Source organism: Streptomyces sp. NPDC007205 (assembly GCF_040634095.1).
GTDB lineage: Bacteria > Actinomycetota > Actinomycetes > Streptomycetales > Streptomycetaceae > Streptomyces.
This window is the reverse complement of the sequence record NZ_JBEYEW010000002.1, coordinates 518715-530947: the sequence shown is the minus strand read 5'-3', so window position 1 is coordinate 530947 and position 12233 is coordinate 518715. Positions and strand designations below refer to the sequence as shown.

Sequence of the window (12233 nt, the reverse complement as noted above, 5' to 3'; positions counted from 1 at the left end):
CGCCGCCTCCTCGGTCACCTCCGGCCGCCCCCGCCATCCCTATGAGTCCCCGCTGGAGGGATTCGGTAACGCCGGGGTGAGGCACCCTGCGTGAACTCGGCTCCCGATAGCATCCGGCGCATGGAGCCCCAGCTGTCGCACCGTGTCGAAGGCGCTGTCGCCACCGTCGTCATCCGCAATCCGGCCAAGCGCAACGCCATGACCGCCGCGATGTGGCGGGCGCTGCCGCCGCTGCTGGACGGCCTGGCGCACGACCCCGGCGTACGGGCGCTGGTGCTCACCGGGGAAGGCGGGACCTTCTGTGCGGGTGCCGACATCTCCACGCTCCAGGAGTCACCCGAGGAAGCCCAGGCACTCGCCGTGGCGGCCGAGGAGGCGCTCGCCGCGTTCCCCAAGCCGACCCTGGCCGCCGTGCGCGGGCACTGCGTGGGGGGCGGGGCGCAGCTGGCGGCGGCCTGCGATCTGCGGCTGGCTCAGGAGGGCGCCCTGTTCGGGGTGACACCGGCGCGGCTCGGCATCGTCTATCCGGCCTCCTCGACCCGTCGGCTGGTGTCGCTGGTGGGTCCGGCCACGGCCAAGTACCTGCTGTTCACCGCCGAGTTGATCGACACGGGGCGGGCGCTCGGCACCGGGCTGGTGGACGAGGTGCTGCCGGAGGGCGAACTCGACAAGCGCGTCGCCGAGTTGACCGGGATCCTGGTCTCCCGCTCGCAGCTCACCCAGGCCGCCGCGAAGGAGTTCGCGAACGGCAGGACGGACCGGGACGCCCACTGGGCGGAGCAGGCACGGGGCAGCGGCGACACCGCGGAGGGCGTCGCCGCGTTCCTGGAGCGCAGGCAGCCGCGCTTCACCTGGAGCGTGTCTACGTCAGGCTGAACCGGCTGCCCGCGCGCAGCTCCTCGACGAGGTGCGCGGGCGCCTTGTGCGGGGAACCGGCGTCGTACGGCGGCTGGGGGTCGTACTCGGTCAGCAGCTGGACGGCCTGGGCGTGGTCGTCGCCCGCGATCCGGCCGGTCAGGGTGAGCGCCATGTCGATGCCGGAGGAGACCCCGGCGGCGGTGACGTACTTGCCGTCGGTCACGACCCGCTCGCTCGTCGGTTCCGCGCCGAACTCCTTCAGCAGGTCCAGTGCGGCCCAGTGGCTGGTCGCCCGGCGGTCGCGCAGCAGCCCCGCGGCGGCGAGCAGCAGCGAGCCCGAGCAGACCGAGGTCGTCCACGTACTCGTCGCGTCCGCCGCGCGCAGCCAGTCCAGCAGCGCCGGGTTCTCCAGCTGGGCCATGGTGCCGGGGCCGCCCGAGACGACCAGGAGGTCGGGACGGGGCACCTCGTCGAGGGCCTTGTCGGCGGTCACGGCGAGAAAGCCGGTATCGGTGCGGACGGGGCCGGGCCGTTCGGCGACGAAGGAGAGGTCCGCGTCCGGGAGCCGGCTGAGGATCTCATAGGGTCCGACGACGTCCAGGGCGGTGAAGCGGTCGTAGACGACCAGGGCGATCTGCATGGGCTTGTCCCTTCAGGGGGTGGTGGCGGGCCGGAACCGGCGCCGGTACTCGGCCGGGGCCGTCCCGAGGGCCTTGACGAAGGCGCGGCGCATGGCTTCAGGGGTCCCGTAGCCGCTGGCGCGGGCGACCTCCTCGATGCCGTCGGCGGTGTCCTCCAGCAGGCGGCGGGCGTGTTCCAGGCGGACCCGGTCGACGTAGCGGCCGGGTGTCATGCCGGTCTCCTCGCGGAAGGCGCGCGCGAAGTGGCGGGGTGACAGCCGGGCCCTGGCGGCGAGCGACTCGACCGCGAGGTCGCCGGCGGGGTGCTCGGTGATCCACCGCTGGACCTCGCGCAGCGGTGCGCGCTGGGCGGTCTGGGCGGCGAGCTGGGCACTGAACTGCGCCTGGTTGCCGGGCCGGCGCAGAAAGACGACCAGGTGCCGGGCGACGGCGAGGGCGACGTCCCGGTCCAGGTCCTCCTCGACCAGGGCGAGGGCCAGGTCGATGCCGGAGGTCACGCCGGCCGAGGTGGCGACGTCCCCGTCCCGGACGTAGATGGGTTCCGGGTCCACGGCGACGGCCGGGTGGTCGCGGGCGAGCTTGTCGCAGTACGCCCAGTGGGTGGTCGCCCGGCGGCCGTCGAGGAGACCTGCGGCGGCGAGCAGGGCGGCACCCGTGCACACCGAGACCAGACGGGGAGCGCGCGGGCCGTGGGCGCGCAGCCACTCGATCAGTCGCGGGTCGGGGTCGCGGGTGCCCTGGCCGCCGGGGACCAGCAGGGTGTGCGGGGCGGAGGCGGTGGTCAACGTCTCGTCCGGTACGAGGGTCAGGCCGCCGGAGGTGCGCACCGGGCCGCCGTCCAGGGAGGCCGTACGGATCCGGTAGGTGCCCGGTGTGTGCTTCTCGGCGCCGGCGAACACTTCTAGCGGGCCGGTGACGTCGAGGCTCTGCACGCCGTCGAAGAGGACGAACAGGAGGGTTCGCTGCGCCATGCCCTCGATTCTTCGCCGCCGGGAGTACGGCTGCAATGACATGTTTCCCACCTTTTCTGCCATGGCCGGGCATGAGGGCGGGGCGGTGAGGTACCCGGAGGCCACTCGCCCGAAGGAACCCGAAGGAAGGAGATTTCCGTGCTGGGAGCCATCGCAGACGTACTGCGGCAGATCGGCGGCGCCGTCGCCACGGTGGTCACGCTGCCGTTCCGGGCCGTGGCCCGGCTGTTCGGCGGAGCCTCGTCGTCCGCGCACGGGGGCCGTGCCTGAACCGGGAGCCGGCACCCCGCCACGCACCGCCCTGATCCCCGGTTGTCGGTGTCACCTGCCACAATTGCCGCGCAACCTCAGTGGAGAAGGCGGTACGGGATCGTGACGACACCCGGATCCATCGGAGCGGGATCCATCGAAGGCAGGATCGCCGAGGAGCTCGGCGTACGGGAGCGGCAGGTGAAGGCCGCGGTGGAACTGCTCGACAGCGGTTCGACGGTGCCCTTCATCGCCCGCTACCGCAAGGAAGCGACCGAGATGCTCGACGACGCGCAGCTGCGCACGCTCGAGGAGCGGCTGCGCTACCTGCGGGAGCTGGAGGAGCGGCGGGCGGCGATCCTGGAGTCGGTGCGCGAGCAGGGCAAGCTCACCGACGAGCTGGAGGCCCGCATCCGCGGCGCCGAGACCAAGGCGCGGCTGGAGGACATCTACCTGCCGTACAAGCCCAAGCGGCGCACCAAGGCGCAGATCGCGCGCGAAGCCGGCCTGGAACCGCTGGCGGAGGGCCTGCTGGGCGACCCGACGGTGGACCCGCTGGCCGCCGCCGCCGCGTTCGTGGACGCCGGCAAGGGCGTCGCCGACCCGCAGGCCGCCCTGGAGGGCGCGCGGGCGATCCTCACCGAGCGGTTCTCGGAGGACGCCGACCTGATCGGCGAGCTGCGCGAGCGCATGTGGGTGCGCGGGCGGCTGGCCGCGAAGGTCCGCGAGGGCAAGGAGGAGGCGGGCGCCAAGTTCGCCGACTACTTCGACTTCGCCGAGCCGTTCACCGAACTGCCCTCGCACCGGATCCTGGCGATGCTGCGCGGCGAGAAGGAGGAGGTCCTCGACCTCGTCCTGGAGCCGGAGGAGCCCACGGACGGGCCTTCGTCGTACGAGGGCATCGTCGCGCACCGGTTCGGCATCGCCGACCGGGGCCGGCCCGCCGACAAGTGGCTGACGGACACCGTGCGCTGGGCCTGGCGCACCCGCCTGCTCGTCCACCTCGGCATCGACCTGCGCCTCAGGCTGCGCACAGCCGCCGAGGACGAGGCGGTGAACGTCTTCGCGGCGAACCTGCGCGACCTGCTGCTGGCCGCCCCGGCCGGCACCCGCGCGACGCTGGGCCTGGACCCCGGTTTCCGTACCGGCGTGAAGGTCGCCGTGGTCGACGCGACCGGCAAGGTCGTCGCCACGGACGTGATCTACCCGCACGTCCCGGCCAACAAGTGGGACGAGGCCCTCGCCAAGCTGGCCCGGATCGCCGAGGAGCACGCGGTCGAGCTGGTCGCGATCGGCAACGGCACCGCGTCTCGCGAGACCGACAAACTCGCCGGTGAACTGATCGCGAAGCACCCCGAGCTGAAGCTCACCAAGGTGATGGTGTCCGAGGCGGGCGCGTCGGTGTACTCGGCGTCCCCGTACGCCTCACGGGAGCTGCCCGACATGGATGTGTCGCTGCGCGGCGCGGTGTCCATCGCCCGGCGGCTGCAGGACCCGCTGGCCGAGCTGGTGAAGATCGACCCGAAGTCCATCGGCGTCGGCCAGTACCAGCACGACCTGTCCGAGATGAAGCTGTCCCGCTCGCTGGACGCGGTCGTCGAGGACTGTGTGAACGGCGTCGGCGTGGACGTCAACACCGCGTCCGTACCGCTGCTTTCGCGCGTGTCCGGCATCTCGTCCGGTCTCGCCGAGAACATTGTGGCGCACCGGGACGCCAACGGCCCGTTCACGTCCCGCTCCGAGCTGAAGAAGGTGGCGCGGCTCGGCCCGAAGGCGTACGAGCAGTGCGCGGGCTTCCTGCGCATCCGCGGCGGCGCCGACCCGCTGGACGCCTCCAGCGTGCACCCCGAGGCCTACCCGGTGGTGCGCCGTATGGTGAAGACCACGGGGCAGGAGGTGGCCTCCCTGGTCGGCAACACGGGCGTGCTGCGCTCGTTGAAGCCCGCCGACTTCGTGGACGACACCTTCGGTCTGCCGACGGTGACGGACATCCTGAAGGAGCTGGAGAAGCCGGGGCGCGACCCGCGGCCCGCCTTCAGGACGGCCACCTTCAAGGAGGGCGTGGAGAAGATCTCCGACCTGTCCGCCGGGATGATCCTGGAGGGTGTGGTGACGAACGTGGCCGCGTTCGGCGCGTTCGTGGACGTCGGCGTCCACCAGGACGGCCTGGTGCACGTCTCGGCGATGTCGAAGACGTTCGTCAAGGACCCGCGCGATGTCGTCAAGCCCGGTGACATCGTCAAGGTGAAGGTCCTCGACGTGGACATCCCGCGCAAGCGGATCGCGCTGACCCTGCGCCTGGACGACGAGGCCGCCGCGCAGGGGCAGGGCGGCGGCCGCCAGCAGCGCGGTGGCGGCCCCCGTCCGCCGCAGCAGCGGCAGGGCGGCGGACAGGGCCAGCGGCAGGGCCGGGGCGGTGACCGGGGAGGTGACCGGGGCGGCCGTCAGGCGCCGGCACCGGCCAACAGCGCGATGGCGGACGCGCTGCGCAGGGCGGGGCTGCTGGATCCCAGGAAGCGCTGAGACTGCGGGGCCCAGACCCGTATCCCCTCGGGCAGCTGAACGGCGCCCTCCTGTGCGGAGGGCGCCGTTCAGCGCCTGAAATTCGGTGGACCGTGATCACCCGGTCGGGAGACTGGGCTCATGACGGATCTCAAGGACGACCTGCGGGTGTACCTCCACGACGCCCGCGACGTGCTGCTGTGGAAGCTGGACGGTCTGCAGGAGTACGACATCCGGCGTCCCCTGACGCCCACCGGTACGAACCTGCTGGGCCTGGTCAAGCACCTGGCCGGCGCCGAGGCGCTGTACTTCGGCGCGACCTTCGGCCGACCGTTCGCCGCGACGCCCTTGTGGTTCACCGGCGACGCCGAGCCGAACGCGGACCTGTGGGCACGGGCCGACGAGACCCGGGAGGACATCGTCGGCCTGTACCGGCGGGCCTGTGCCCACGCGGACGAGACCATCACAGCGCTTCCCCTGGACGCGGTCGGCCGGGTGCCGGGCGCGCCGGGCGAGATGACACTGCACCGGATCCTCACCCACATGATCGCCGAGACCCAGCGGCACGCCGGACACGCCGACATCGTGCGGGAGTTGATCGACGGGACGGTGGGGCAGCGCCCGGACGGGCTCAATGTCGCACCGCACGACCCCGGGCACGCCGGCCGGGTCGAGCGAGCGGCCAAGGAGGCCGCAGCCCGCTGGAGTTAACTCTCCGTCACCTTCCCGTCCGCCACCTCCAGCCGCCGGGTCACCTGGACCGCGTCCAGCATGCGGCGGTCGTGGGTGACCAGGAGCAGGGTGCCCTCGTAGGTGTCGAGGGCCTGTTCCAGTTGCTCGATGGCGGGCAGGTCGAGGTGGTTCGTCGGCTCGTCCAGGACCAGGAGGTTGACGCCCCGGCCCTGCAGGAGGGCCAGGGCGGCACGGGTGCGTTCGCCCGGGGAGAGGGTCGCGGCCGGGCGCAGCACATGCTCGGACTTCAGGCCGAACTTGGCCAGCAGCGTGCGCACGTCCGCCGGTTCGGTGTCGGGGACGGCCGCGCAGAACGCGTCCAGCAGGCTCTCGGGGCCGTGGAACAGCTTGCGGGCCTGGTCGACCTCGCCGACCAGGACGCCCGAACCGAGTGCGGCATGCCCGGAGTCGAGCGGGACCCGGCCCAGCAGCGCACCGAGCAGGGTCGACTTGCCGGCGCCGTTGGCCCCGGTGACCGCGACCCGGTCCGCCCAGTCGATCTGCAGGGACACCGGGCCGAAGACGAAGTCGCCGCGCCGTATCTCGGCGTCCCGCAGGGTCGCCACCACCGCGCCGGAGCGTGGGGCGGCCGCGATCTCCATGCGCAGTTCCCACTCCTTGCGCGGCTCCTCGACGACCTCCAGGCGCTCGATCATGCGCTGGGTCTGCCGCGCCTTGGCGGCCTGCTTCTCGCTGGCCTCGCTGCGGAACTTGCGGCCGATCTTGTCGTTGTCGTTGCCCGCCTTGCGCCGGGCGTTCTTCACGCCCTTGTCCATCCAGGACCGCTGCATCTGGGCGCGGTCCTGGAGGGCGGACTTCTTGTCGGCGTACTCCTCGTAGTCGTCGCGGGCGTGCCGGCGGGCGACCTCGCGTTCCTCCAGGTAGGCCGCGTAGCCGCCGCCGTAGAGGTTGATCTGCCGCTGGGCGAGGTCCAGTTCGAGGACCTTGGTGACCGTGCGGGTGAGGAACTCGCGGTCGTGGCTGACGACGACCGTGCCGGCGCGCAGGCCGGTGACGAAGCGTTCCAGGCGTTCCAGGCCGTCGAGGTCGAGGTCGTTGGTGGGCTCGTCCAGGAGGAAGACGTCGTAGCGGGACAGCAGCAGCGAGGCGAGTCCGGCGCGGGCCGCCTGGCCGCCGGAGAGCGCGGTCATCGGCTGGTCCAGGCCGACGGCGAGACCGAGCGAGTCGGCGACTTCCTCCGCGCGCTCCTCCAGGTCGGCGCCGCCGAGGCCGAGCCAGCGCTCCAGAGCGGTCGCGTAGGCGTCGTCGGCGCCGGGCGCGCCGTCGACGAGCGCCTGTGTCGCCTCGTCCATGACGCGCTGGGCCTCGGCGACACCCGTACGACGGGCCAGGAACTCCCGGACCGTCTCCCCCGGCCTGCGCTCCGGCTCCTGCGGCAGATGGCCGACGGTGGCGGCCGGCGGGGACAGCCTGAGTTCGCCCTCTTCCGGTGCGGTGAGTCCGGCGAGCAGCTTCAGCAGGGTGGACTTGCCCGCGCCGTTGGCGCCGACGAGACCGATCACGTCGCCGGGCGCGACGACGAGGTCCAGCCCGGAGAAGAGGGAGCGGTCGCCGTGGCCGGCGGCGAGGTTCTTGGCGACGAGGGTGGCAGTCATCAGGAGGCCGATCCTAATGGGCGGCCTGCCGCGTCTCAGCCGCGTTCTGCGCGGGGCCCGGCGCCGCACCACAGCCGCGTCCTCCGGTGGGCCCGACGCCGAGTCGCAGTTCCGTTTCCCGCCGGTGGCCACCACAGCTGCGTCCTCCGGTGGACCCGCCCCCGCACCACAGCCGCGTCCTCCGGTGGGCCGGACGCCGCGTCGCAGTTCCGTTTCCCCGCCGGTGACCCCGACTCGCGCCCGCGCCCCCGGCCCCGCACCTCGGCCCCGACCCCCGCCCGCAACCCACAACCCCGGCCCCGGCCCCGGCCCCGCAGCTCAGCCCCGGCTCCCGCCCGCGACCGGTGCCGTGAGTACGCCTCCCGTCGTGCGGGCGACGACGAACGCCTCCCCCTTGACCGCCTTCGGGTCGAGGGGGACGCGGTGCCGGCCGGGCTCCAGGACGCCGTCGAACACCTCGCGGGTGTGGGTGCGGCAGAGCCGGTCGAGACGGTAGGCGGTGATCCGCACCCGGCACGCGGAGGCCACCTCGACGTCCGCGGCGCCTCGGGCGGCCGTGAGCCCGGTGAGCCGGCGCTGCGGCACCGGGCTGCGGTCCAGGGCGTGCTCGATCTGGGCGACGAGCAGCGGCACGATCGGGGCCAGACCGTCCACGCGGGCGATGTCGACCCCGGCGCGTTCGAAGGCGTCCAGTACGGCGGCTCGCTCGGCCTCGCCGACCGCGCGGCCGAAGGCGACCGCGCCGTAGCCGCGCAGTTCCTCGGCGGGGACGGCCCGGGCGTCCTGGGTGATGTCGGCGCCGATGCCGATGGTGCGCAGCGCGGCGGCCAGCCTGGCCAGCACCGCGACCCGGGCGCCGACCAGCAGAACGCGTCGGCGGGGCGGGCCTTCGCCGAGGGAGGTCAGGGCGGCGCGGTACTCGGGGCCGTGGAAGCGGAACGGCCCTATGCCGTGGTAGCCGTTGAGCTCCAGGTCGGCGTGTTCGTCCGTCTGCCAGGCGAAGTCCCGCCAGATGTAGTCCTCGCCGTCGCGCTCGATCACGGCGGTGACCGCTCCGCAGCCCAGGTCCGCGCACTCGGGGCAGCCGTAGATGACGAACCGGCCGTCCGGGAGCGGCGGTTCGGCCTCCAGGAGCAGGGCGCGCACCTGCTCGGTGAAGATGGCGGGCGGGACGTCCGAGGCGAGCGGGGAGACGGCGTCGAGGTCGGACAGCCGGAACAGCAGCGGACGGCCGTCCACGACGAAGTCCACGAAGTCGCGGTGAACCTGGTAGCCGCCGTCGGCCAGCACACCGCCGGCGCGGATCGCCGGTGCCAGGCCGAAGGTCGCGTATGCGGCAGACATGCTGTGAGTATCCCCACATTGACACGCATGTGAGCGCGGCATGACAGAGTCGGCCGGACTGGGCCTGTCGTCCTGGCGCGGACAGCGAGCCGGGTGACGAAGTGATCGTGGTCGGGAGCGGCGTCGCCGGGCTGACGACGGCCGTGGTGCTGGCCAGTCCGGGCGGCGGGTACGGGTCTCGGCGCGAGACCCCGCCGAGCGTACGACCTTGGCGGTCGCGGCGGCCTGTGGTGGCCGTACCGCATCCGGCCCGCACAGCTGGCCGGTGCCTGGGCGCCGGAGTCCCTCACCGTGTACGAGGAGCCGGCGGGGCTGCCGGAAAAGACGGGCGTACGCCTGGTCGACGGCGTACACCGCGGGATGCAGCTGGACGAACTGGGCGTCTGGGCGGGCCGGGTGCCGGGGCTGCGGGCCGTGTCGGACGGTCTCGCGACGCGGCTGCCGGTGATCGACATGCCGGTGCATCCGGCGTGGCTGCGGGAGCGGCTGGCGAAGGCCGGAGGCGTGGTCGAGGCGCGCGAGGTGTCGGACCTTTCAGCGGTGCCCGCGCCGGTCGTGGTCGACTGCACGGGCTTCGGCGCGCCTTCGCTGGTGCCGGACCCGGCGGTGCGTCCGGTGCGGGGGCAGCTGGTGGTGGTGGAGAACCCGGGGATCACGACCTGGTTCACGTCCGTCGGCCACGCCTGCGACGCCTCCACGTACGTCGTCCCGCAGCCGGGCGGACTGCTGCTGGGCGGTACGGCGGAGGAGGACGCCTGGTCCCTGGACCCGGACCGTGAGACCGCCGCGGCGGTCGTCGCCCGGTGCGCGGAGGTCCGCCCGGAGATCGCGCGGGCTCGGGTGCTGGGCCCACCGGGTGGGGCTGCGGCCGGCTCGGGACGCGGTACGGCTGGAAGGACAGCCGCTGCCCGGCGGGCGCCTGCTGGTGCACGACTACGGGCACGGCGGGGCCGGGGTGACGGTGGCGTGGGGGTGCGCCGGGGTGACGGTGGCGTGGGGGGTGCGCTCGGGAGGCGGCCGGGTTGGCGTTCCCGGCCGCCTGAGGGGGCACCCGGCGCGGCAGCGTGGTGGGGGCCGGGTCGCCCACCCGCGCTTGCGGGGTGCCTCCCCCGGAGGGGGTGTACCTCCCGAGGGGGATCCCCAGCGCGCACCCTCGCCGCCCTGGGGGTCCCCCAGGCCCTTGAGGCACTGGGGGAGGCACGACTGCCCGCAGCGGCGGGCGGTGCGAGGCAGCCGACGGCCTGCAGTTCCCTGAGGGGCGCGGGGAACTGCGCGAACAACCCGCCACAAGCCCGCGCCCGGCAGACGGCCCGAGCCGCCTCGACTACCCCGGGATGTGTTCAGCCGCGCGCGGTGCGCGGACGCCGTTCAGGACGCGCGGCGCGGGAGCCGTGGCCGTGCCCGACGCGGCCCGGGCGAACGCCGGTGCGCCGCCGACCAGCGGGAGACTCGCCCTCGTACCGGACAGATCGATCGTCAGGGCCGGCTTCGTCGACGGCGGGTCGATGAGGTCCTTGTCCGTGCCCGCGATGATCAGGGCCAGCCGGTGTCCTTCGGGAACGACGTGGTCGGTCGCCGCCAGACGCAGAGTCATCGTGTACGCCTTTCCCGGGGTGAGCGGGACGCCCTTGCCGAGGGAGGCGTAGTGACCGAGGTCGGCCCAGCCGCGGCTGAACACCGTGTAGTCGACCTTGGCCGTCTTGGCCGCCGTCTCCTTGAAGCAGGCGCTGTCCCCGGCCGTGCTCGCGCCCCAGCAGGTGCGGTCGGTGAGCGTGGTGATGCCCTCGGCGGCGTCCGCGTAGTCGCGGATCGTGTCGGGGCCGAGGTCGACCAGGACAGCGGACAGGTGGGCCGAGGTGGTGGTCGGCGTCGCGGTCACCGTCACCGTGGACGAACCGGACAGGCGCAGGTCACGGGTGAGCGGCGCGGTGAGGAAACCGGTCTTCCCGGCCGTGGGCGTGGTCAGGTGCGCGGCCCAGTCGGTCTCGCTCAGCTTCGGGTCGTCGGTGAAGCTCTCCGTGCCGGTGGCCGGGCGCAGGCCGAGCGTGCCGACGCCGGCCCGGGTGCCGGGGGCGGGGTGCAGGACGGTGGTGCGGGTGGTCCGCGGGGGCCAGACGCGGGAGGTGACCCACTGGTCGGGGTGGCGTTCGATGTCGGCCATCGGCTCGCGGTCGATGCCGTTGTCGTAGCCGAGGAGTGCGTGGTCGAACCAGCGGTGCAGGGTGTCGACCCAGGCGCCGCGCCGGTAGTCGAAGGGGTCGACGTGCCCGGTCTGGGACAGCCAGATCTTGCGCTGGACGCCGTGCTTCGCGAGAGCGTCCCACCACTGGCCGAAGTGCTTGGTGCGGACGTTGAGGTCCTGCATGCCGTGCACCAGGAACACGCTGGCGCGTACCTTGGCCGCGTCCTTGACGTAGTTCCGCTCGGTCCACAGCCCGGTCCAGTCGCCGCTGCGCGGGCTGCCGTCGGCGAGTTTCTTCTGTACGGCCGCGCAGTGGGCGTGCGCCGCGTCGCTCTCGACGTAGCCGGCCAGTTCGTCGGGGCCGCCGTCGTACAGCGGAGCGCCCTGCGCGAAGTAGTAGTCGTACCAGGAGGAGATGCCGCTGATCGGGACGATCGTCTGCAGGCCCTTGACGCCGGTGGCGGCGACACCGTTGGCGATGGTGGCGTCCCAGCTCTTGCCGATCATGCCTGTTCTGCCGTTGGTCCAGGTGGCCTTGACGGCCCTGGCGCCGGTCCGGGTGGTGTACGCCGTGGCGCGGCCGTTCAGCCAGTCGATGACGGCCTTCGCGGACTGGATGTCGGAGCGGCCGCCGGTGTCGACGCAGCCGTCGGAACGGTTGGTGCCGGCGAGGTCGACGCCGACGAAGGCGTAGCCGCGGGGCACGAAGTAGTTGTCGTAGAAGAGGGGCATCTGGACGACGTGGCCCTGTGCGTCGTACGTCTTCTTCTGGCTCTCGTTGCCGCGTCCGCAGCAGGAGTAGTAGGGGCTGGCGTCCATGATGACGGGCACCTTGCGGCCCTGGCGGGCGGGCTCGGCGGGCCGGACGATGTCGGCGGCGACGCGGTCGGTCTTCCCGTCGCCGTCCCCGTCGAGGCCGGTGTCCACCCACACGGCCTCGCGGACGGCGTGGGCGTAGGAGTAGACGGGCCGGCTCTCCCGGGTGGACGGGCTCGTGCCGGTGGCGGCGGCCTGGGCGGCGACCGGGGTGAGGAAGGCGGCCGTCAGGATGGCGGCGACCGCGGTGGCGAGCGCTCTCCAGATCGTGAAGCGCGTTCTCATCGGCGTGCGAAGTGGCGTGCGAAGTGGCATGCGCGGA

9 protein-coding genes and 1 pseudogene are annotated in these 12233 nt (G+C 73.1%); 5 read left to right on the top strand and 5 right to left on the bottom strand.

The window, feature by feature from the left end; all coding sequences use genetic code 11:
* Positions 1-120 precede the first annotated feature (120 nt).
* On the top strand, positions 121-876 hold the full coding sequence (locus ABZ624_RS05955) for an enoyl-CoA hydratase/isomerase family protein (protein ID WP_360083013.1): 756 nt from the start codon (positions 121-123) through the stop codon (positions 874-876).
* Here the strand turns inward: ABZ624_RS05955 and ABZ624_RS05950 are convergent.
* Together ABZ624_RS05950 and ABZ624_RS05945 are read right to left on the bottom strand one after the other, a co-directional pair.
* Complete coding sequence (locus ABZ624_RS05950; protein ID WP_360083011.1) at positions 863-1498, bottom strand: DJ-1/PfpI family protein; 636 nt, start codon at positions 1496-1498, stop codon at positions 863-865. The two genes, ABZ624_RS05955 and ABZ624_RS05950, sit on opposite strands and share 14 nt — an antisense overlap.
* Before the next feature lie 12 nt (positions 1499-1510).
* Positions 1511-2470, bottom strand: a complete 960-nt coding sequence (locus ABZ624_RS05945; RefSeq protein WP_360083009.1) for a GlxA family transcriptional regulator — start codon at positions 2468-2470, stop codon at positions 1511-1513.
* 138 nt (positions 2471-2608) lie between these two features.
* Between ABZ624_RS05945 and ABZ624_RS05940 the strand changes: the two genes are divergently transcribed.
* From ABZ624_RS05940 to ABZ624_RS05930, 3 genes are all read left to right on the top strand, one after another.
* Positions 2609-2740 carry an LPFR motif small protein gene (locus ABZ624_RS05940; protein WP_360083007.1) on the top strand — a complete coding sequence of 44 codons (132 nt, stop codon included), beginning with the start codon at positions 2609-2611 and terminating at the stop codon, positions 2738-2740.
* Between the two features lie 102 nt (positions 2741-2842).
* Positions 2843-5242 carry a Tex family protein gene (locus ABZ624_RS05935; RefSeq protein WP_360083005.1) on the top strand — a complete coding sequence of 800 codons (2400 nt, stop codon included), beginning with the start codon at positions 2843-2845 and terminating at the stop codon, positions 5240-5242.
* Positions 5243-5362: 120 nt separating this feature from the next.
* Positions 5363-5932 (top strand): DinB family protein, encoded by a 570-nt coding sequence (locus ABZ624_RS05930; protein WP_360083003.1) that lies wholly within the window; start codon positions 5363-5365, stop codon positions 5930-5932.
* On the opposite strand, the gene ABZ624_RS05925 is transcribed toward ABZ624_RS05930, so the two are convergent.
* On the bottom strand, positions 5929-7569 hold the full coding sequence (locus ABZ624_RS05925; RefSeq protein WP_360083001.1) for an ABC-F family ATP-binding cassette domain-containing protein: 1641 nt from the start codon (positions 7567-7569) through the stop codon (positions 5929-5931). The genes ABZ624_RS05930 and ABZ624_RS05925 overlap by 4 nt on opposite strands.
* A 318-nt stretch (positions 7570-7887) precedes the next feature.
* Positions 7888-8913: an oxidoreductase gene (locus tag ABZ624_RS05920; protein ID WP_360082999.1), complete on the bottom strand. Its 1026-nt coding sequence runs from the start codon at positions 8911-8913 to the stop codon at positions 7888-7890.
* Between the two features lie 101 nt (positions 8914-9014).
* Between ABZ624_RS05920 and ABZ624_RS05915 the strand changes: the two are divergent.
* Positions 9015-9892, top strand: a pseudogene (locus tag ABZ624_RS05915) (FAD-dependent oxidoreductase); the annotation flags it as partial.
* A gap of 345 nt (positions 9893-10237) precedes the next feature.
* Here the strand turns inward: ABZ624_RS05915 and ABZ624_RS05910 are convergent.
* Positions 10238-12196 (bottom strand): Xaa-Pro dipeptidyl-peptidase, encoded by a 1959-nt coding sequence (locus tag ABZ624_RS05910; RefSeq protein ID WP_360082996.1) that lies wholly within the window; start codon positions 12194-12196, stop codon positions 10238-10240.
* Between the last annotated feature and the right edge of the window lie 37 nt (positions 12197-12233).

What these genes read in the sequence shown, in the direction of transcription:
- ABZ624_RS05955 (WP_360083013.1), top strand. Translation starts at nt 121, where the DNA reads ATGGAGCCCCAGCTGTCGCACCGTGTCGAAGGCGCTGTCGCCACCGTC.
- ABZ624_RS05950 (WP_360083011.1), bottom strand. Translation starts at nt 1,498, where the DNA reads ATGCAGATCGCCCTGGTCGTCTACGACCGCTTCACCGCCCTGGACGTC.
- ABZ624_RS05945 (WP_360083009.1), bottom strand. Translation starts at nt 2,470, where the DNA reads ATGGCGCAGCGAACCCTCCTGTTCGTCCTCTTCGACGGCGTGCAGAGC.
- ABZ624_RS05930 (WP_360083003.1), top strand. Translation starts at nt 5,363, where the DNA reads ATGACGGATCTCAAGGACGACCTGCGGGTGTACCTCCACGACGCCCGC.
- ABZ624_RS05925 (WP_360083001.1), bottom strand. Translation starts at nt 7,569, where the DNA reads ATGACTGCCACCCTCGTCGCCAAGAACCTCGCCGCCGGCCACGGCGAC.
- ABZ624_RS05920 (WP_360082999.1), bottom strand. Translation starts at nt 8,913, where the DNA reads ATGTCTGCCGCATACGCGACCTTCGGCCTGGCACCGGCGATCCGCGCC.
- ABZ624_RS05910 (WP_360082996.1), bottom strand. Translation starts at nt 12,196, where the DNA reads ATGAGAACGCGCTTCACGATCTGGAGAGCGCTCGCCACCGCGGTCGCC.